Genomic DNA, 19,641 nt, shown 5'->3' on the forward strand with positions numbered 1-19,641 from the left:
AATTATTCCAAAGTCGCGAGGATGTCTGACTGACTTACGATTGTGTACTCCTCGCCGTCGATTTTAACCATTGTGCCTGCGTATTTTGAGGCGATTACCTTGTCGCCCACCTTTACGTACATCTCAACCTCTTTGCCGTCTACAACGCCGCCGGGGCCTACCGCTACTACCGAAGCGAACTGGGGCTTTTCCTGAGCCGCGGATGAAAGGATAATGCCGCTCTTGGTTTTTTCCTCAGCCTCTTCTACTTTAAGAACTACTCTGTCAAGTAAAGGTTTGATTGTCATAATATATAGCCTCCTAAATAAAATTACATTGTTTAGCACTCTTTGTCCCTGAGTGCTAATTCTATTTTATACCATTTTTCAGAAATGTCAAGGGGAAATTTGACTTTTTCTGCCCTTTAATTAATTTATATCATAATGCACAGTTTTTGAATTGAGAATTTAGAGTTTATTCAGCACGTAAAATCCAGATTAAAATGTTATGTTCCTGCCCTTCGGGCGAACATTTTAGTCAACGCCTACGGTTAACGAGGAAATCAGGGTTATTACGGAAACGCCGCCCCCTCCGTCATTTCGCAAAGCGAAATGCCACCTCCCCCGTTTTTGGAACGGGGGAGGCTTTAAATATAGAGGATAGGTTGGTGGGTAATTTAATGGGCGGACACATGGGTGATTCCCCTGACAGGGGAAATGTCGCGTAGCGACAAAAGGTGATTCCCCTTTTAGGGGAAATGGGCGAAGCCCAAAAGGGTTGCCGACGTGCTAAGGTTGCCGACGTGCTAAGGTCGCCCCTACAATTAAACTCTTAACTCTACAAAAAAGCTGCCAACGTTTCCGTCAGCAGCTTTGTGTTGTTATTACATATCAAGAATGTCCTCGTCGTTGAGGGTGGAGATTCCTTTTTCGTCGAGCAGCTTTTGAGCCGCGTCTACGTCGTCAACTCTGAACACAACGTACGCTCCGAAGGTCTCGGACGCGGTGAAGGCGTACATATACTCAATATTGATGCCTGCCTCGGACAGAGCGTCTACAACTCTGTACAGCGCGCCGGGCTTATCTTCCATTTTTGCGGCGATAACCCTTGTTACGTTGGTCACGTTGTTCTCGGAGAGAATCTCGCGTGTTTTGTCAAAATCATTTGTGATAAGTCTGAAAATACCAAATTCGGCGGTGTCGGCAATACTGCTCGCGCGGATATTAATACCCTTGTTAGCGAGCTCCTCAATAATACCGACAAGCGTGCCGGGCTTGTTTTGTACAAAAACTGAAATCTGATGAATTGCCATAGCTTTTACCTCCGTAAATTAGTCGTGAAGCTTGCGGTTGTCGATAACTCTTACTGCCTTGCCTTCGCTTCTGGTGATGGTCTTGGGCGGTACAAGGTGGATACGCGGTCCGATTCCGAGCATGGTGCGCATAGCGCTTTCAAGCTTTTTCTCCCTCTTCTGGGTTACGGAAACGATATCCGAGAACTGGTCGGGTGCAAGCTCAACATAAATGTCGAGAGTATCGCTGTTATTTACGCGGTCAACAACAATCTGGTAATTCGGTGTGTAGCCCTCATTGAGCAGAACGGTCTCGATCTGGCTCGGGAATACGTTTACGCCACGGATAATCATCATATCGTCGCTTCTGCCCATCGGCTTTGTCATCTTGACGTGAGTTCTGCCGCAGGAGCACTTTTCACGCGAGAGCACACAGATGTCACGAGTTCTGTAGCGGATAAGCGGAAACGCCTCTTTGTCAAGTGAGGTAAACACGAGCTCGCCCTTGCTGCCCTCGGGAAGAACCTCGCCGGTCTCGGGGTCGATAACTTCAACATAGAAGTGGTCCTCGTTGATGTGCATTCCGCTCTGCGCCTCGCACTCAAACGCAACGCCCGGTCCGCTGATTTCGGTCAGTCCGTAGATGTCGTAAGCCTTGATGCCGAGGCTTTTCTCAATGCTGCGGCGCATTTCCTCAGTCCAGGGCTCAGCGCCGAAGATACCTGCCTTGAGCTTGTTATCCTCGGGCTTGTAGCCGCGTTCCGCCAAGGTCTCGCCGATATAAGCGGCGTATGACGGAGTACAGCAGAGGATTGTTGAGCCTAAGTCCATCATAAACTGAATTTGTCTTTCGGTGTTGCCCGATGACATGGGAAGCGTAAGGCTTCCTACCTTGTGAGAACCGCCGTGGAGACCTGCGCCGCCTGTAAACAGACCGTAGCCGTAGCAAACCTGAACAACATCCTCGTTAGAACCGCCGACAGCTACAATCGCTCTTGCGCAGCACTCTTCCCAAAGGTCGATGTCATGCTGAGTGTAAAAAGCGACAACGCGCTTGCCTGTTGTACCCGAGGTTGACTGAATTCTAACGCAGTTTTTGAGGTCTGTACCCAAAAGTCCGTAGGGATATGCCTCGCGCAAATCCGCCTTGGATAAAAACGGCAGCTTTTTGATATCGTCTACTCCCTTAATATCCTCGGGCTTTACCCCCTTTTCGTCCATCAGGTCACGGTAATACTTGACGTTATCATACGCATGCTTTACCTGCTTGACGATTTTTTCATTTTGAATTGAGAGGATTTCCTCGCGGGATGCGGTCTCAATTTCGGGCTGAAAATAATTTCCCATTGTAATCACTCCTTATGATTTACTATTTCGGTTTTGCGCGGTTTTTACCGCTTAATATCTATAACCCAATTCAAAAGCCTTCAGGTTTACGTCAACAAATTGAGGCTTTACCGAAACCTTAATTGCTTCCAGCCACTTTTCGTAGTCTATATGGAAGTACTTGGCAAGTCTGCCCATAAGTACGATATTTACGCTTTTTGCGTTGCCTGCCTGCTGTGCAAGGCTGAGAGCGTCGATTTCATCAACAAAAACTCCCTTTGCCTTGAGCTCCTCGAGCACGTTTTCGGGGTACTCGGCAGCGCCTGTGATAACAGGCATTGGGTCAATCATCTGTGAGTTTACTACGATTTTGCCGTCCTTTTTGAGGGTGTCGGCATAGCGCGCAGCCTCAATCTTCTCAAACGAAACGATAAAATCAGCCTCGCCCTTTGAGATTACGGGAGAATATACCTTGTCACCGAAACGAACATATGTAACTACGGAACCGCCGCGCTGGCTCATTCCGTGAACCTCACTAACCTTTACGTCGTAGCCCTCGGCTGTGAGCAGCTTGCCGAGCAGCTTGCTCGCGAGGAGACTTCCCTGACCGCCTACGCCGACGATCATAACATTTTTAGTTTCCATTTATCTCTCCCCTTTCTCGATTGCGCCTACACGGCAAAGCTGTGTGCAGACGTCGCAGCCTACGCACTGGGTAAAGTCGATAACCGCCTTTTTGTCCTTAAAGCTGATTGCCGGACAGCCGAGCTTCATACACTGACGGCAGCCTACGCACTTGTCGTTATTAACCTTAACGGGCGGTTTTGCCTTGACATATTTTAAGAGCATACAAGGTCTGCGCGAGATAATTACGCTCGGAGCTTCAACGCTGAGCTCCTCCATAATTGCGTCCTCGCACTCCTTAAGATTGTATGGGTCTACTACCCTTACGCGCTCGATTCCGATTGATTTGCAGAGTTCCTCGAGGTTTACGGCAAGCGCAGGCTCGCCCTTGATGTTCTTGCCTGTGGTGGGGTTCTGCTGATGGCCTGTCATACCGGTAATTGAGTTGTCGAGGATGATAACCGTTGAATTTGAGGCGTTGTAAGCTATGTTGATTAAGCCTGTTACGCCTGAGTGCATAAAGGTTGAGTCACCGATTACGCATACGGTCTTGCCCTCGGTCTCCTTACCGCCTGCCTTGTTAAAGCCGTGAAGTCCCGAAACGGACGCGCCCATGCAGAGCGTTGAGTCGAGAGCGGTAAGCGGAGCGGCTGAACCGAGTGTGTAACAGCCGATGTCGCCCAAACAGGTGATTTTGTGCTTTGAAAGTGTGTAGAACAATCCGCGGTGCGGACAGCCTGCGCACATTACCGGAGGACGAACCGGAACTGCGGTATCAGCCGAGGTAAACTCGGGCTGAGCCATACCGAAAGCCTCACGGATCGTGGTCTGGTTGTATTCACCGAGGGGCGAGAACATCTCCTTGCCTGTGCAGGGAATTCCGAGAGAATTGAGGTGTCCCTCGATAATGCCGTCGAGCTCCTCGATAACATAGAGCTTGTCTACCTTAGCGGCGAAGTCCTTGATAATATCGACAGGAAGGGGATTTACAAGTCCGAGCTTAAGCACCGATACGCTGTCACCGAAAACTTCCTTGACATACTGATAGCAAGTGCCTGCGCAGATAATGCCCTTTTCTGTTCCGCCGTACTCTACGCGGTTAACAGGAGAGGTCTCGCCGTACTGAGAGAGCTTTTTGGTGCGCTCCTCAACAAACGGATGGCGACGGATAGCGTTTGCTGGCGCCATAATGAACTTCTGCGGATTTTTCTCGTACGCAGGAAGCTCGCGCTCTACCCTGTCGCAAAGCTCAACAGTGCTCTGTGAGTGAGCAATTCTGGTGCACATTCTGATGATAACGGGAGTGTCGAACTCCTCGGAAATTTCAAAAGCAAGCTTTACAAAGTCCTTTGCCTCTGCGGAATCCGCAGGCTCGAGCATAGGAACCTTTGCGGCAATTGCGTAATGGCGCGAATCCTGCTCGTTCTGCGACGAGTGCATTGCAGGGTCGTCGGCTACGAAGATAACCATTCCGCCGTTTACGCCTGTATATGAGAGTGTAAACAGAGGGTCTGCCGCCACGTTAAGACCGACGTGCTTCATGGCGCACGCAGACCTTACTCCACGCAAAGACGCGCCGAAGGCTACCTCTGTGGCAACCTTTTCATTAGGCGCCCACTCGCAGTAAATTTCATCATACTTTGCGGCAAACTCAGTGATTTCCGTTGAAGGAGTACCGGGATAGCTCGACACAAGCTTAACGCCGGCCTCGTAAAGTCCTCTGGCAATCGCTTCATTGCCCAACATTAGCTTCTTCACTTGATTTTCCTCCATTATTTATCATTATTATTTTATATCCTTTTAATTATATCACATTACGACACAAATTACAATCCTAATATTTTACATGCGTTTTGGTAAAAAATCTTATCCTCGTCCTCTTTTGAAAAGCCGTAGGATTTTATGATTTTTACAAACTCAGCCTGGTCTGCCCACGGTGAATCGGACGCGAACAAAATTTTATCAGCGCCGTGGCGGTCGATGATTTCCCTTGACTTTTCGGGATAGTAGCTGAGCACAACGGCGGTGTCCATAAACACGGGCAGTCCAATTAGCTTTTCGAGCACCTCGTCATATAGTTGAAAACCGCCGAGGTGAGCCAAAATCAGCTTGTTTTCGGCAGGGCTTCCGAGCTTTGAAAGCGCGTTTAATATCATATCGGGAGTGCAGTGGATGTGGTCGGGATAGCCTACGTCGAGCCCTGCGTGGGTGATGACGTACAAGCCGCGCTCAAACGCCTTTTTCATAATATTAATGTAGCGGCCGTCGTCAAAGTGAACGCCCTGATAGTCGGGATGCAGCTTAATTCCGAACAATCCGCTCTCCTTAATATAGTCGAGAGTTCCGTCAACGTCCTCGCAGTCGGGGTGGATTGCGCCTGCAAAAAAGAGGTTATTTTTGCCGTTAAGCTCTGCCGAGGTGCGGTTGATGGTTTTTTCCTGCTTTGGCAGAGTGGCAACAGGCAAAACAACGCTGTAGTCAACTCCGCTGCGTTTCATCAGCTCGGTAAGAGATGACGCCGTGCCCTCGCGGTACGGCTTTATTCCGCCCTTTTCCGACAGAAAGGCGATTGTCTTTTCCGCCATTTTATCGGGAAAGGTGTGAGTGTGAAAATCGATTATCATATCAATTACTCCATAGTTTGAGCTAAAAAGTCACTTCGTAAATGGTTAGAGGCTTCGCTGTAGACAGTTAAGATACGTTTGTTTTACTTAGTATACGTTTCCTATAATTAAACTCTTAACTCTAAACTCCAAACTCTATTTTACTGCAACGTTGTTGTCGCCGAGCTGGTATTTCAGCTCCTTAATCATCACGTCGTTTAGGCTTACCCACATCTGCGCAGGGGCTTTTACCTTGCGCTTGGTGTTTGTGAGGTAGAATATTACAGGCGTTCTGCCCTCGAAAATATCTATAACGCGCCGTGCCCTTTCGTACATCGGCGTATTTAAGTCGTCAATTCTCAGGTACAATGCCGACGGCGCGGCGTTGGGCTGAGGTCTGTTTACAGGCGCTTTGAGTTTATTCTGCTCAAACTTAGCGACCTCGCCGTTTTCACGTGCCTTTTCCATACTGTCGCAGATGATTTTCGGTTCCTCGTTCTCCTTATAGCTGAGGTTTCCCCTGACTATTACCGCGTTGCCGTCGTTTAAGACCGACACGCACCTGTCGTAGACATTCGGGAACACGACGAGCTCGATTGAGCCGCTCCTGTCCTCGGCGGTGACGAACGCCATAAGCTTGTTATTCTTGGTAAGCTGGGTTTTTGAACCTGCGATTATGCAGACCACGCAGACCTTTTTGCCGTCGAAATAGCGTTTGCTCTCGCGCGTGACAATCTCACCGATTGAGTCGGATTTTACTGCCTTTGCAAACTGCGAATAATCGTCAATCGGGTGTCCGCTGAGGTACATTCCTGCAATTTGGTACTCCATCTGCAAAAGCTCTCCGCGGCTGTACTCCTGAACATCGGGAAGCTCGGGCTCTGATGAGCGTTTTTCCTGCTCGCTCAGCCCCATATCGAAGAACGACATTTGACCGTTCAGGCTGTGCTTTTTCTCATACTCTACGTCGCTGAGCACCTTGGAATAAACCTGCAAAAGCTGACGGCGGTTTGCGCCTAAACCGTCAAACGCTCCGCATTTGATAAGGCTTTCAATCGCGCGCGAGTTCATATTTTTGCCCGACAGGCGCTTGCAAAAGTCATACAGCGAAGCATAGGGCTTGTACCTGCGCTCGGTGATAATCTGCTCGATAAACTGCCTGCCGAGGTTTTTAATCGCGAGCAGTCCGTAGCGGATATTTTTGCCGTCAACGGTAAAGCCGAGTCCGCTTTCGTTTACGCTCGGCGGCAAAACGCTGATTCCGAGCGACTTGCACTCCGAGATATAGACAGCCAGCTTGTTGCGGTTGTCGAGCACGCTCGACAGCAGCGCCGACATATATTCGCGCGGATAGTGGCACTTTAGCCACGCGGTTTTGTAGGTTACTGCGGCGTAGGCTGCGGCGTGGGATTTGTTGAAGGCATAGCTTGCGAAGCTCTCCATCTCATTAAAGACGGACACTGCGATTTCGCGGCTTACTCCGCGCCTAAGACAGCCCTCGACAACCACGTTGCCGTCATCGTCGACAAGGCCGTTTATAAACACCTCGCGCTCGCGCTCCATAACGTCGTGCTTTTTCTTGCTCATGGCGCGGCGGACAATATCCGCTCTGCCGAGGCTGTAGCCTGCGAGTGAGCGAAGCACCTGCATAACCTGCTCCTGATAGACGATACAGCCGTAGGTTACTTCCAAAATCGGCTTTAAGAGCGGATGCTTGTAGCGCACCTTCTGCGGATTGTGGCGGCACTCGATGTACGTGGGAATACTGTTCATCGGGCCCGGGCGGTAGAGCGATACCACCGCGATTAAGTCCTCGATGCAGTCGGGCTTTAGCTGGGTGAGCACGTTACGCATCCCTTGGCTTTCAAACTGGAAAACGCCCTCGGTTGCGCCGCGCGAAATCATCGCGAAAACCGCCTTGTCGTCGTCCTTAACGTCGTCGGGACTATACTGTGGATTTATCTTTTTAATAAGCTTTTCCGCCTCGTCGATTACCGTTAAGTTGCGAAGTCCCAAAAAGTCCATCTTGAGAAGTCCTAGCTCCTCAAGTGTTGTCATTGTGTACTGGGTGACGACGTTGTCGTCGTTTTTTGCGAGGGGCACGTAGTTTGAAACAGGCTGTTCCGTGATAACCACGCCTGCCGCATGCATTCCCGAATGTCGCGGCATACCCTCAATGCTCATTGCGTAATCGAGCAGAGTTTTAATCTGCGGATCTTCGTTGTATCTGTCCTTTAGCTCAGCGCTTGCGCCGAGAGCCTTGCTTATCGTTATATTAAGCTCGAACGGAACGAGCTTTGCGACCTCGTCAACAGCGGCGTAGGGCATTCCCATTACTCTGCCGACGTCTCGGATTGCGGCGCGTGCCGCCATTGTACCGAAGGTGACAATCTGCGCCACCCTGTCCTCGCCGTACTTGCGCACAACGTAGTCGATAACCTCTCCCCTGCGCACGTTGCAGAAGTCGATATCAAAGTCGGGCATACTGACGCGCTCGGGGTTTAAGAAACGCTCAAAGAGCAGGTTGTACTTAATCGGATCAATCGCCGTAATTCCGATGCAGTAGGCGCACAACGAGCCTGCGCCCGAGCCTCTGCCCGGTCCGACGGGAATTCCGTTTGACTTTGCGTACTGCACAAAGTCGTTGACAATCAGGTAGTAATCGACAAAGCCCATCTTGCTGATTGTGTTAATCTCGTATTCAAGTCGGTCAATCAGCTTTTGGTCGGGATTGTCGCCGTAGTGATGATAAAGTCCGCTGTAACATTGCCTTCTGAAATATTCGAGGTGATCCTCGTGATTAGGCACGTCAAAATGCGGAAGCTTTCTTACTCCGAACTCGAACTCGACGTTACAGCGCTCAGCGATTTTATGGGTATTCTCAATCGCGCCCTCGTATTCACCGAACAGAGCGGCCATCTCGTCCTCGGTTTTCATATAAAACTCGTCGGTCTGAAACTCCATTCTGTCGGGATCGTCAAGGGTGCGGTTGGTCTGTATGCACAGCAGAATACTGTGGATTTTGCTGTCCTCTTTTTCTATGTAATGGCAGTCGTTGGTTGCGACCATTCCGACGCCGATTTCGTTCGCAATTCTTTTTAAGTCGGGCAAAATTCTGTGCTGTTCGGCAATTCCGTGATCCTGAAGCTCGATAAAGAAGTTGTCTTTGCCGAACAAATCGCGGTAATAAAGCGCCTTGTTTTTTGCCTCGATATAATTCCCGGCGCTTAGTAGTCTCGGGATTTCGCCTGCAAGGCAAGCCGAAAGGCAGATCAAGCCGTCGTGATACTGCTCCAAAAGCTCGTCGTCAATGCGCGGCTTTGAGTAAAAGCCCTCGGTAAAGCCTAAGGACACAAGCTTAATCAGGTTTTGGTAGCCTGTCATATTCTCACAGAGAAGTACCATATGGTAGTATCTGTCAAAGCCTGCCGCTTTGTCAAGCCTCGACTTAGGCGCGACATAGACCTCGCAGCCGATTACAGGCTTTATGCCCTCTTTTTTGCAGGCGCGATAAAAGTCGATCACGCCGTACATTACGCCGTGGTCGGTGATTGCCAGAGAATCAAAGCCTTTTTGCTTTGCGGCGGCGGCAATTTTGCCGATTCTGCATGCGCCGTCAAGCAGACTGTATTCGGTATGAACATGTAAGTGGGTAAATGACATTTTGCCGCCCTCCCTTTTGCTTTTTAGGGGCGACCATTGGTCGCCCGCGGGCGTGCAATGTGATTCCCCTATTAGGGGAAATGGGCGAAGCCCAAAAGGGTTGCCGTTGTGCTAAGAACGCCCCTACATATTTAGTCCGCTGTTGCAGTGACTTTTCCGTCCTGCATAATCAGCGTGAATTTATCGCCGCTCTTTAGTTGAGCGGATTTTGAGATAATTTCTCCGTCCTTTTCGGTGATTGCGTAGCCGCGTTTTAGAACCGCCAAGGGGCTTAGCTCCTCGGTTTTGTCCGCAAGGCGGAGAAGATTGTTTCGTTTGTTATCCAGATTTTTCTGAACAGCCTGTCCGGCGCGGATTGCCGCAAGCTTATAGCTGTTGATGTATTTTTCCGTTTGCTTGCCGGGAGAAACCACCTCGGCACGCTTTTGCAAAAGCGACAGGTTAAGCCTGTAATCGCTCAGCTTATGAGCGAGCTTATAGCTAAGAGATTTTCTGAGGTTGATGTACTTTTTCTTTAGCTCCTCAATATCGGGAACGGCAAGCTCCGCCGCGGCTGACGGAGTAGGTGCCCGAAGGTCGGCTACAAAATCGCAGATTGTGTAGTCGGTCTGGTGACCTACGGCGGAGATTACGGGGATTTTGCACTCGAAAATCGTCCGCGCAAGCTCCTCGTTATTAAACGCCCACAAGTCCTCGATTGAGCCGCCGCCCCTGCCGATGATTATCACGTCGCAAAGGTTGTAATTATCGAGCGTTTTTATGGCTTCAACAAGCTGTTTAGGCGCTTGCTCTCCCTGAACGAGCACAGGGCACATCACAACGTCAATGCGCGGATAGCGCCTGTATAGCACGTTTTTTATATCCTGAACCGCCGCGCCCGAGGGTGAGGTTATCACGCCTACGGTCTTGGGCATTTTTGGAATAGGCTTTTTGTATCTTTCGTCAAACAGCCCCTGTTTTTCGAGCTTTTCTTTAAGCTGTTCATAGGCGAGGTTGAGCGCTCCTACGCCGTCGGGCTGCATATTTTCGATGAGAATTTGGTAAGCGCCGCGCGGCGCGTAAAGCTCTATTCTGCCCACGCAGAGCACCTTTTGACCGTTTTTCGGCTCAAAACGCAGGCGCTGCGCCTGGTACTTGAACATCACGGCTGAGATTACCGAATTGCTGTCTTTAAGAGAAAAGTAAAACCCAGAGGAGTAGCAACCGAGGTTTGAGATTTCACCCGACAAATAGACGGTTCGAAGCATCGGCTCACCCTCAATAAGCGACTTTATGAAGTTTGTTACCTGAGAAACGCTCAGGACGTTAGGTTTTTGAATGTCAGGTGTGTACATTGTTATATTTCCTGTAGCATAACAGCGCGGTACCTGCGGCGTTGTCTGAGGAATACTCAGGCATTGCGAATACCGCGTTGTATTTTTCTGTAAAAGAATTATTTATTATTGTGTTCGACATCACTCCACCAGCGTAAACCACAGGCATTTTGCCGTGTTCGGCGAGGATTTTGTCGGTCATTTCTTCAAGCGTTCTGCGGATATACTCAATGCAAAACGCCGCTGTATATTCAGGGCTTTTGCCGTTTTTAATATGCTTTTGGCAGAGGTTTTCAACTCCGCTGAGGCAGCAATCGCAGCCCTTTAAGGTCGGTTTAACCTTGATTTTTTCGGTATTTTTAAGCGCAAGCTTTTCAAGCTCCGCTCCGCACGGAAATTTTAAGCCGAGCATAAGCCCTACCCTATCGACAGCCTGTCCTGCATTTAGGTCGAGCGTTTTTGCAGCGGCTTCAAGGGAAAATCCGCAGCCGTTGCCCTCGGCAATTACCGCCTCGGTAGTTCCGCCGCTGACGTGAAAGGCGAGGAATTTTTTGTCGAACAAATCCTCCTTGCCGGCGCTGAACAACGCCGCCGAGATATGCCCCTCCTGGTGCGAAAGCTCAAAACAAGGCACCTTTAGCGCGGCAGAAATAATTTTTGCCGTGTTCAGCCCAACTGAAAAACACGGCATATATGAGCCATCCACCGGGCGCGGTCTTGACGACGCGCCAACCGCAGCGATTTGCTTTGTATCTACATCCTTTACAAGCTCCTCAAAAAGCGAATGGAGCTGTGCCGTGTGGTGAAACACCGCGTCGCTCTGGCGAAGTCCGAGCTGTCCTTCCTTGACGGGAAGGAGCTTTTTGCGCTGAATTACTGTCTTTGATTCGCTGTCGTAAAGGGCGACCGAGGTTGTGTAGTTTGATGTGTCAATCCCCAAAAACAGGCTCATTTTGCGCCCTCTTTGTCCCTTACGACTGAGCCGAGAATTCCGTTGATAAAGCCGCTCTCGTCGATTGTGTACTTTTTGGCAAGCTCTACCGCCTCGTTAACGGCAACGCCGTCGGGGATGTTGTCGAGGTACATAATCTCAAAAACCGCAAGGCGTAAAATTGCAAGCGACGGCTTGGAAAGTCTGCGCAGCGTCCAGCCCTTTTTGAGCTTTGAGGATATTATCTCGTCGATTTCATCGCGCTTGTCCTCAATTCCCGATACAGCAGCCTGAGCATAGGCGCACACTCCGCCCTTGAACATCTCGGCGTTGTCGTCGATTGTGGCTTCGAGCGGTTCGTCGTCAAACGATTTTGAGAACAAAAGCATAAAAGCCTGCTCACGCATTTCGCTCCTTGTAAGCTTAACATCTTCTTTACACATATTATCCCAACTTTACATTTTTATTCAGGGTATATTATAGCACATACAAGCGAAAAAGTAAACAGAAAAAGACTGACTTAAAACCTTTACGGTAATAAGCCAGTCCAAAGGATTTTTTACGCGCCGACGATTGAGATATTTTCATACGCGACGTCGTAGTGCGACACAACCGCGTCGTCGATTACGAGCACGGAATTGTCGTTAAGCTCGCTTTCGGGTACGATTACCGACACGCCCTCGTCGCTGATATAGCAAAGGCAGTCCGAAAAGCCCTTCGCCTTGATTATGCTTTCGATACTGTCTTGGATTGTGAAGCTCTTAAGAACCTTCTCCACATTCTTTTGCGCTTCGGAAACATCCGCTTCATCGGCGTTTTCAAGGTTAAAAATCTCCTTTGCTTCGTCGAGGATTTTGTCCTGAGTGCTCTGGCGTTTTGTCCGCTCGGCGGCAAAGTAGCTCTGCTGTTCCTTTGACTGCGCCGCGGTCTGCTTGGCTTCGTCAGCGGTTGCCGCTGCCGTCGCGTTTACGTATGAAGCCGCGCCGAGCTCCTTGACGCTTGTATTGTTGTTCGTGGTAAACTGCCAGTTAACATACACCGCCGCGCCTAAGGCAAGGACAAGCGCCGCCGCAATTACGTACTTTTTTTGAAATTTCATAATACTACCGACCTTTATTCTGATAATTTTGTAATACATACTTTTGCTGCCGAAATGTCAAGGGCTTTTGTTACCGCTTGGGTCACGCGCTCAACAACAACAGGATCGTCACCGCCTTCGCATACGACAAGCACGCCTCTGATTACAGGCTCAACTTCCTTGGTTTTGGTTGTGCTGTCTTTTAAGTAAACATTTTCTACGCTGTTTTCCATTGTGAGCATTACCTTTGCCGCGCCTACGCCCTGAATATGGGTGATCAGCGTTTCGAGGTTGCTTTCAATTCGCTTGCCGTATTCCTCTGTCGAAACAACATCAGTCCTTTCGTTCCCGTGTGAGACGGGATTTATGTAATTTGATAAAAAAATCAGCGCTATTCCTGCAATTCCGCAGATTATGATGATTTTGCGGAGCTTGCCGCTGTCAAAAATCTTTTTTATCCGGTCTGTCATTTTTGCTTCCTATTCCGTAATAATGTTCGGGGTGATTCCGAAATTTTGAGCGGTGAGCTCAAGTATCTTATCCGTCTGCGTACAGCTTTTGTCTATGTATATGCCGATACGCGAGATAATTATGCTGTTGTCGTGCTTAACGGATAAAATAACTTCTACGCTTTCGGGGTAAATGCCGTTTTGGTTAAGCAGAGCGGTAAGGGTATTTTCAAGGTTTTTCCGCGTTTCCGCGACGATTTGGCGGTTATACTGAGCTTCGTCTGCGGTTGCGGATTGTACGGCTGATTGTGAGCTTTCGGGAATTTCTTCCCTTATTCCCTGCACCGCGGATTTTACCGGGAAAATCAGCGAGCAGACCATAAACGCCCCGAGTACGAGGTTTAACACTCTTTTTACCGAGCTGTCGCTTACGAAGTTTGACACCAGCGCGCATATTAATGAAGCACAGCATACCGAAACCGCGACTGCGCCCAAGCCGCTCATACTCCCCCTCCGCCGATTAAAAAAATCATTGCGGCGGAGATTATGAACACCGCGGCGATGCAGAGCAAAACAGCGATTAACACTGAGAAAACCGAGCCGATACCGTCGAGCAGAACGGCGCTTTGATTAAGCCCCATAACCTCTGCCGCGGCTTTGCCTGTTTTAAGCGACAATGACCAGAGAAGGCAGTTTATGATTATCGGCAAAAAAGTCACGCCGACGGCGATTACCACAAATACTCCCAAGCCCGATTTTAAGAGCGACACACTGCCAGACACCGTTCGGTACGCTTCCGAAAGAGCCGAGCCAACCACGGGCACAAAGGAGCTTAGCGCAAAGCGCACCGTCCTGCCCGATACGTTATCGAGCGAGCCTGCGAGCACCTGCTTTATGCCGAGTACGGAAGTGAAAATTGTCATTACAAACGCCAAAATCCACTTGAACGCCTTTGAGATAAACGACGTAAAGCCGTTAAGGTTAATGCCCGGCGAAAGTCCGCCCGATATGCTGATTCCCAAAAACATATTCAAAAACGGCACGATTATCTTTTGAGCGGTCTGCGCCACCCCCTGCCCTGCCGCGATTACCGAAGCGCAGTACGCCGCCGAGCCGAACGCCTGACCTGACGTTACCATAAGCGTTCCAGCAATCGGCACAAAGGCGAGTAATAAATTTGAAGCGTTTACTATAACATCGCACGCCGTATTGACCGCGCCTATTGACGGCGGCAAAACCGAACAGCATATGCACAGCGCCGAGGCGGTGTTGAGCGTTTCACCGATTTGAGGGCTGAGGGATGATTTATAAGCGCTGAGCATTGAGCAAATAAGAAGCAGTGCGATTATCGAGATTAACCCCGACAGCGGTGATTTTGAACTGTCCGCGGCGACGCCTTCAATCTCGCTCATAATATTATCAAAGCTCAAATTTGAAAGAGCGTTTGCGTCGGCGCTGTCAGCTCCAATACTGAGCATATGCTCCCTCGCCTCGTCCGACAAGCTGCCGTAAACCTCGGAAAAATCGTATTTGTATTCCTCGGCGCTGACCGTCAGGGCGGATATATTCAAAAGTGCGATTAGCACTGTTATAATTGTCAAAAACTTTTTCACGTCTTACCTCTTGATTAATTCCAAAACGACATTTAAAATGTCCGAGTACAGCGGCAAAGCGGCGATTGTGACGAGGATTTTGCCCGTGAGCGTTACCGTGCCTGCAAGCGAAGAACTGCCCGAATCGCGGCAGACGTTGGCGGTGAATTCCGTCACCAAGCAAATGCCGATAACCTTCAAAAGAATTGCGATATAGCCTGTGCTTATGCTCGAGGCGGCGGTGATTTCGCTGATTTTGTCCGTGATTTGCGCGACGTTTGAAAACAGCGAAAATAAAATCACAACCGAGGCGCACAATCCGAGCATTAACGCGATTTCGGCGTTTTTAGGCTTTAATGTGAGGGCGATTATAACCGCGGCGACCGACAACGCGCAGACTGAAACTATGCTCATCAAAAGTTAAACATCCGCTTGATAGTCTCGAAAAGCGAGCTTATCTGCGTGATTATCATTGTCAGCACCACAATCAGCCCGGCAAGCGTTGTGAGCATTGCCTGTTCCTCCCTGCCGCTCCTGATTAATAGCTGGGAGAGCACCGCCACGATTATGCCGACAGCCGCGATTTTGAAAATTAACTCTACGTCCATTTAAACCTCTTTATTCTTTCAGAGAATAATAATTGCCGTTGATATTCCGCCGAACAATCCCAGCGCCCTGTATATTCTCGACTTATCCTTTAGCGCGTTTTCGCACTCGCTCAGCCTGTTTTGGAAAATCTCGCCGTACAGCCCAAGGTGCTTTAGCTGACCTTCGATATCCGTTGTGCCGAGGGCTGAGCCGAATTTGTATAATAATTCTTTATCAGAATTATTTAAGCCGTATTTTTTCGGCAAAGCACTTAACGAATTATCCCAAAAAGCCGTAAAAGGAACATCGGTTTTGGGAGTATCAAAAAGCTCCAAGCCCGAGCCTCTTGCGCTTGAAATTACGAGCGAGAAAATATCTGCGCTGTTGTACCTGATTTGCGTTTGCAATAGCGAGATAAACACGCAGAATTTGTCGTAAAAATCGCGCCTGTTTTTGAGCCTTTGGGTTAAGACACAGCCCGTGAAAAAGCCTGCCGAGGCTATCAGCAGACAGCCGATGAGCTTAATTACCAAGCAAATCACCTGCCCTTTCCACAGCGCTTATCTCTCCTGCGTTTTTACGGCTTTTTAAGAAAACAACCGTGCCGAACGCGCCTGTTTTAAGGAGCTTTACAGCGTTAGGCTTGCCGAGTAGCTCTGACTTGTTCTTCGCGTGCAGGGCGGCGATTACCGAAACTCCGCTGTTAACGCAGCTTTCCACGGCTTTTAAGTCCTCTGTCGTGCCGATTTCGTCGCAAATTATGTACTCGGGCGACATACACCTAAGTGCCTGCTCGACCGCCTTGTGCTTTGGATAACCGCAGAACACGTCGCACAAGCCGACGTCGTTTTGATTAACTCCGCAGACAGGCGCGGCAAGCTCTCCGCGTTCGTCGATTAGGGAAATGTTTTTATTTTCTTTTTCAGAAATATATCTTGCCAAATCACGCAAAATTGTGGTTTTTCCCGAGCAAGGCTCGCCGCAGATTAAAACTCCGTTTTGCATATTTTCAATTTGCGAAATCAACTTATCGGCGCAGCCCTTTACCTCTCTGGCAATTCTCAGGTTAATCGAGCTTATATCGCGGATATTCACGATTTTTCCCGATTCGACAACCGCCGTACCGCAAACGCCGGCGCGGTGTCCTCCGCTGACGGTCACAAAGCCGTTGATAAGCTCGTTTTGCACCGAGTAGACCGAGTAACGGCAAATTCTGTTGAAGCTGTCAATCAAATCTGCCTTGGTAATTATAACAGCCTTGTCCGGTAAAGCTTGTAAAAGTCCGCCGTCGTTTGACGGAAAATAAACTCCGTCTCGCGCGGAGATTGACAGCGGACGGTTAAGGCGAAGGCGTATGTCAGAAGCATTTTTCGCAATAAAGTCCGTATGCGGTTCCAAAAACCGCTTTACGGGCGGACTTAGGCAGTTGACCGCCGAGAGTATCTTTTTATAATTCATCTGCATAAGAATTCCTCCGATGATTTATTCTATGCAGACAAGCATAAAAAAAGACCTTCCGAAAAACGAAAGGTCGATTGTTTATTTTTATTTGAGCATATCGAGGAATTCCTGCTCGGAAATTATATTTATTCCGAGGGTTTGCGCCTTTGTAAGCTTGCTTCCGGCGTCCTCGCCGGCTAAAACATAAGTGGTCTTTTTTGATACCGAGGAACTGGTTTTTCCGCCGTTTTCCTCAATAATTTTTCCTGCCTCGCTGCGCTTCATAGTCGGCAGAGTTCCTGTCAGCACGAAGGTCATACCCTCGAAAGCTCCGCCTTTTTTGCGCTGTTCCGACGGCTTCATATCAAGCCCTAATTCCTTAAACTGGCTGATTAGGTCGGATGTGCCGTCGAGCGAAAAATAGTCCTCAAGGCTCTGCGCCATAATCTTGCCGAAGCCCTCGATTTTTTCAAAGTCCTCAGCCTTGGCGCTCATAATGTCGTCAATCGTGACGAAGTTTTCGCAGATAAGCTTTGCCGCTTTAAGCCCGATATTTCGTATTCCGAGTGCGAAAATCAGGCGGTAAAGCTCGTTGTGCTTTGACTTTTCAACCGCGGAGATAAGGTTATTCGCGGACTTTTCCGCCTTGCGGTCGAGAGAGCTGATATCCTCTGCCTTTAGCCTGTACAAATCGGCAGGGGTTTTTACAAGCCCCTGCTCCGCGAGCTGTTCAAGCACGGCAGGGCCTAAGCCGTCGATATCCATGGCGTCGCGGCTGACAAAGTGGATAAGGTGGCGCATAAGCTGAGCCGGACACTCGGTGTTGGTACAGCGGATTGCCGCCTCGTCGTCCTGAGTAACCGGGCTTCCGCAGCTTGGGCAGAGCTTCGGGAACTCAAACGGCACCGCGTTTTCGGCGTGCTGTTTAACCGAGAGCACCTCAGGGATAATCTCGCCTGCCTTGCGAATAATCACGGTGTCGCCTACGCAAATGCCCTTTTCCTCGATAAAATCCTTATTGTGGAGCGTTGCCCTGCTGACGGTTGTTCCTGCGAGCAGTACGGGCTCAAAAATTCCGACAGGGGTTAAAACGCCGGTTCTGCCGACGTTAATTTCAACGTCAATCAGCTTTGTGGGCTTTTCCTCGGGCGGATACTTATACGCCTCAGCCCACTTGGGATATTTGGCGGTACTGCCTAAAAGCGTGCGCTGTTCAAAGTCGTCAACCTTAACGACAGCGCCGTCAATTGCGTAGTCGTAGCTTCCGCGGTTGTCGCCAATCCTCTGAATTTCCTCAATCACCTCGTCAACGGTCGAGCAGACCTTATAAAATGAGGTCGGGAAGCCGAGCTCGGAAAGGTAATCAAGCCCCTGAACGTGGGAATTAATTGTAATTCCGCGCGCCTGCTGAATATTAAAAACAAAAATATCGAGGTTACGCTCGGCGGTGATTTTGGCGTTTTTCTGCCTGAGCGAGCCTGCGGCGGCGTTGCGCGGATTTTTCGCGATGTTCTTTTCCTCGTTTTCTTCCTGCCGCTTTACAAGCGCCTCAAAACTCTGAAAGGACATATAGACCTCTCCCCTGACCTCGAGGTACTCGGGAGCGTTTGGGATGCGCTTGGGCAGGCTTTTGATTGTCATAAGGTTTTCGGTTACGTCCTCGCCCGTTACGCCGTCGCCGCGTGTTGAACCGCGGACAAATACGCCGTTTTGATATTCGCAGGAGACGCTCAGTCCGTCAAACTTAGGCTCAACAACGTACTTTACGTCGGGAGAAACCTCGCGAACCTTACGGTCAAAATCTCTTAGCTCGTCGTCGGAAAAGCTGTCGTGCAGGCTCTCCATCGGCACAGCGTGAACGACCTGCGAGAACTTTTCGCCTGCGCTTCCGCCGACCTTGTTTGTAGGGGAATCAGCCTTTTTCAGCGACGGAAATTCTTCCTCCAAATTCTCGAGCTCGCGGAGCATTTTGTCATACTCAAAGTCCGAAATCTCGGGCGCATCCTGATTATAATACAGATTGTTGTGGTATTCAAGGGTTTTGGTTAGCTCCTCTACCCTGATTTTTGCTTGTGAAATGTCCATAATATCACCGTATAATAATAAAAAGTAGGGGCGAGCATTGCTCGCCGCTACAATAATTTATATAAGTTTAGCGTCTTACTGCCGATGTGCCTTTTTCTCTGAGGTAGGTTGACTCCAAATCGGCGAGGTGTAGCTTAACCGCTAAGGGATAAGCGTCGTATGCCTGGCTGATGGCGTTGCTGTTTTTGTCTCCGAACTCGCCCATATGCCAGCGGATTGCCATAGCCTCGTCGAGCTTTAGGCGCATTTTGCGCTCGATAAGGAACACGGATTTTTCGCCGTGTCCGTAGGGGAACTGGTCCTCAATGGCGTAGTAGGGAACCTTCTCCCACTGACCTGTTTCTTCGTTTTTGACGTTACGGGTTGACACCTTATAGAACTGAGCCTTGCACAAATCGTGGAGCAGTGCGCAGATTGCAAAGCTCTCTATGCTGTCGGTTTCCTCGTCAAAGTGCTTTTCCATCATCGTATTAAAAACGCTGACGGAGTGCATTACCAAACCGCCTTCGCACGAGCAGTGGTAACGTGTGCTTGCAGGCGCAGTGAAAAAGTCGGTACGCTCTATCCATTCGAGCAGCTCATCAGCGCCCTTGCGGTTGATATACTGATTGTAAATCTCAATAAATTCTTCCTTGGCGGTCATAATGATACCCTCCTCAAGCCTTATTAGTAAAAAGGG

General features: G+C 49.5%; 20 protein-coding genes. All 20 read right to left on the reverse strand.

The genetic code is table 11. From position 1 onward, the window contains the following. Positions 1–2: 2 nt before the first annotated feature. Positions 3–287, reverse strand: coding sequence for a co-chaperone GroES (groES, locus tag AB1I50_RS02445; protein WP_407724622.1), 285 nt, complete (start codon positions 285–287; stop codon positions 3–5). Between the two features lie 575 nt (positions 288–862). After that, positions 863–1,291: an ACT domain-containing protein gene (locus AB1I50_RS02450; protein WP_407724623.1), complete on the reverse strand. Its 429-nt coding sequence runs from the start codon at positions 1,289–1,291 to the stop codon at positions 863–865. Positions 1,292–1,309: 18 nt separating this feature from the next. Then, entirely contained in the window at positions 1,310–2,617 is a 1,308-nt protein-coding gene (locus AB1I50_RS02455; RefSeq protein ID WP_407724624.1) for a phenylacetate--CoA ligase family protein, read from the reverse strand. Positions 2,618–2,668: 51 nt separating this feature from the next. After that, entirely contained in the window at positions 2,669–3,241 is a 573-nt protein-coding gene (locus AB1I50_RS02460) for an indolepyruvate oxidoreductase subunit beta (RefSeq protein ID WP_407724625.1), read from the reverse strand. Next, the gene (iorA, locus tag AB1I50_RS02465; protein WP_407724626.1) at positions 3,242–4,978 is read right to left on the reverse strand and encodes an indolepyruvate ferredoxin oxidoreductase subunit alpha; all 1,737 of its coding nucleotides are present in this window, start codon (positions 4,976–4,978) and stop codon (positions 3,242–3,244) included. It abuts the gene before it with no gap. A gap of 68 nt (positions 4,979–5,046) precedes the next feature. Then, a complete protein-coding gene (locus tag AB1I50_RS02470) occupies positions 5,047–5,844 on the reverse strand; it encodes an amidohydrolase family protein (protein WP_407724627.1) in 798 nt (265 codons plus the stop codon). Between the two features lie 135 nt (positions 5,845–5,979). After that, the gene (locus AB1I50_RS02475) at positions 5,980–9,486 is read right to left on the reverse strand and encodes a DNA polymerase III subunit alpha (RefSeq protein WP_407724628.1); all 3,507 of its coding nucleotides are present in this window, start codon (positions 9,484–9,486) and stop codon (positions 5,980–5,982) included. Between the two features lie 131 nt (positions 9,487–9,617). Then, positions 9,618–10,820, reverse strand: a complete 1,203-nt coding sequence (gene xseA / locus AB1I50_RS02480) for an exodeoxyribonuclease VII large subunit (protein WP_407724629.1) — start codon at positions 10,818–10,820, stop codon at positions 9,618–9,620. Beyond that, positions 10,807–11,751: a peptidase M22 gene (locus AB1I50_RS02485; protein WP_407724630.1), complete on the reverse strand. Its 945-nt coding sequence runs from the start codon at positions 11,749–11,751 to the stop codon at positions 10,807–10,809. Before AB1I50_RS02485 ends, xseA begins: the two co-directional genes overlap by 14 nt. After that, entirely contained in the window at positions 11,748–12,173 is a 426-nt protein-coding gene (gene nusB, locus AB1I50_RS02490; RefSeq protein ID WP_407724631.1) for a transcription antitermination factor NusB, read from the reverse strand. Before nusB ends, AB1I50_RS02485 begins: the two co-directional genes overlap by 4 nt. Before the next feature lie 116 nt (positions 12,174–12,289). Then, positions 12,290–12,829: a SpoIIIAH-like family protein gene (locus tag AB1I50_RS02495; RefSeq protein WP_407724632.1), complete on the reverse strand. Its 540-nt coding sequence runs from the start codon at positions 12,827–12,829 to the stop codon at positions 12,290–12,292. 14 nt (positions 12,830–12,843) lie between these two features. Further along, positions 12,844–13,278, reverse strand: a complete 435-nt coding sequence (locus tag AB1I50_RS02500; RefSeq protein WP_407724633.1) for a SpoIIIAG-related protein — start codon at positions 13,276–13,278, stop codon at positions 12,844–12,846. A 9-nt stretch (positions 13,279–13,287) separates the two neighbouring features. Beyond that, positions 13,288–13,761: a stage III sporulation protein AF gene (locus tag AB1I50_RS02505; RefSeq protein ID WP_407724634.1), complete on the reverse strand. Its 474-nt coding sequence runs from the start codon at positions 13,759–13,761 to the stop codon at positions 13,288–13,290. Further along, positions 13,758–14,870: a stage III sporulation protein AE gene (locus AB1I50_RS02510; protein ID WP_407724635.1), complete on the reverse strand. Its 1,113-nt coding sequence runs from the start codon at positions 14,868–14,870 to the stop codon at positions 13,758–13,760. The genes AB1I50_RS02505 and AB1I50_RS02510 overlap by 4 nt, the downstream gene beginning before the upstream one ends. A 3-nt stretch (positions 14,871–14,873) precedes the next feature. Next, the gene (locus AB1I50_RS02515) at positions 14,874–15,263 is read right to left on the reverse strand and encodes a SpoIIIAC/SpoIIIAD family protein (protein WP_407724636.1); all 390 of its coding nucleotides are present in this window, start codon (positions 15,261–15,263) and stop codon (positions 14,874–14,876) included. Further along, entirely contained in the window at positions 15,263–15,457 is a 195-nt protein-coding gene (gene spoIIIAC, locus AB1I50_RS02520; protein WP_407724637.1) for a stage III sporulation protein AC, read from the reverse strand. Before spoIIIAC ends, AB1I50_RS02515 begins: the two co-directional genes overlap by 1 nt. A gap of 18 nt (positions 15,458–15,475) precedes the next feature. Continuing rightward, positions 15,476–15,970: a stage III sporulation protein AB gene (locus AB1I50_RS02525; RefSeq protein WP_407724638.1), complete on the reverse strand. Its 495-nt coding sequence runs from the start codon at positions 15,968–15,970 to the stop codon at positions 15,476–15,478. Then, entirely contained in the window at positions 15,960–16,901 is a 942-nt protein-coding gene (locus AB1I50_RS02530) for an ATPase, T2SS/T4P/T4SS family (RefSeq protein WP_407724639.1), read from the reverse strand. Before AB1I50_RS02530 ends, AB1I50_RS02525 begins: the two co-directional genes overlap by 11 nt. A gap of 81 nt (positions 16,902–16,982) precedes the next feature. Then, a complete protein-coding gene (gene ligA, locus AB1I50_RS02535) occupies positions 16,983–18,962 on the reverse strand; it encodes an NAD-dependent DNA ligase LigA (protein ID WP_407724640.1) in 1,980 nt (659 codons plus the stop codon). Positions 18,963–19,029: 67 nt separating this feature from the next. Then, the gene (locus tag AB1I50_RS02540; RefSeq protein WP_407724641.1) at positions 19,030–19,605 is read right to left on the reverse strand and encodes a hydrolase; all 576 of its coding nucleotides are present in this window, start codon (positions 19,603–19,605) and stop codon (positions 19,030–19,032) included. Positions 19,606–19,641 lie beyond the last annotated feature (36 nt).

This window comes from Ruminococcus sp. NATIVEDY161 (assembly GCF_045819895.1).
Lineage (GTDB): Bacteria > Bacillota > Clostridia > Oscillospirales > Acutalibacteraceae > Ruminococcoides.

Bases quoted from the DNA above. Each gene is read 5' to 3' on its own strand.
- nusB (WP_407724631.1), bottom strand. From the start codon at position 12,173: ATGTGTAAAGAAGATGTTAAGCTTACAAGGAGCGAAATGCGTGAGCAG.
- groES (WP_407724622.1), bottom strand. From the start codon at position 287: ATGACAATCAAACCTTTACTTGACAGAGTAGTTCTTAAAGTAGAAGAG.
- AB1I50_RS02485 (WP_407724630.1), bottom strand. From the start codon at position 11,751: ATGAGCCTGTTTTTGGGGATTGACACATCAAACTACACAACCTCGGTC.
- AB1I50_RS02475 (WP_407724628.1), bottom strand. From the start codon at position 9,486: ATGTCATTTACCCACTTACATGTTCATACCGAATACAGTCTGCTTGAC.
- xseA (WP_407724629.1), bottom strand. From the start codon at position 10,820: ATGTACACACCTGACATTCAAAAACCTAACGTCCTGAGCGTTTCTCAG.
- AB1I50_RS02530 (WP_407724639.1), bottom strand. From the start codon at position 16,901: ATGCAGATGAATTATAAAAAGATACTCTCGGCGGTCAACTGCCTAAGT.
- AB1I50_RS02495 (WP_407724632.1), bottom strand. From the start codon at position 12,829: ATGAAATTTCAAAAAAAGTACGTAATTGCGGCGGCGCTTGTCCTTGCC.
- spoIIIAC (WP_407724637.1), bottom strand. From the start codon at position 15,457: ATGGACGTAGAGTTAATTTTCAAAATCGCGGCTGTCGGCATAATCGTG.
- AB1I50_RS02505 (WP_407724634.1), bottom strand. From the start codon at position 13,761: ATGAGCGGCTTGGGCGCAGTCGCGGTTTCGGTATGCTGTGCTTCATTA.
- AB1I50_RS02540 (WP_407724641.1), bottom strand. From the start codon at position 19,605: ATGACCGCCAAGGAAGAATTTATTGAGATTTACAATCAGTATATCAAC.
- AB1I50_RS02455 (WP_407724624.1), bottom strand. From the start codon at position 2,617: ATGGGAAATTATTTTCAGCCCGAAATTGAGACCGCATCCCGCGAGGAA.
- AB1I50_RS02515 (WP_407724636.1), bottom strand. From the start codon at position 15,263: ATGAGCATAGTTTCAGTCTGCGCGTTGTCGGTCGCCGCGGTTATAATC.
- AB1I50_RS02450 (WP_407724623.1), bottom strand. From the start codon at position 1,291: ATGGCAATTCATCAGATTTCAGTTTTTGTACAAAACAAGCCCGGCACG.
- AB1I50_RS02470 (WP_407724627.1), bottom strand. From the start codon at position 5,844: ATGATAATCGATTTTCACACTCACACCTTTCCCGATAAAATGGCGGAA.
- AB1I50_RS02500 (WP_407724633.1), bottom strand. From the start codon at position 13,278: ATGACAGACCGGATAAAAAAGATTTTTGACAGCGGCAAGCTCCGCAAA.
- AB1I50_RS02460 (WP_407724625.1), bottom strand. From the start codon at position 3,241: ATGGAAACTAAAAATGTTATGATCGTCGGCGTAGGCGGTCAGGGAAGT.
- ligA (WP_407724640.1), bottom strand. From the start codon at position 18,962: ATGGACATTTCACAAGCAAAAATCAGGGTAGAGGAGCTAACCAAAACC.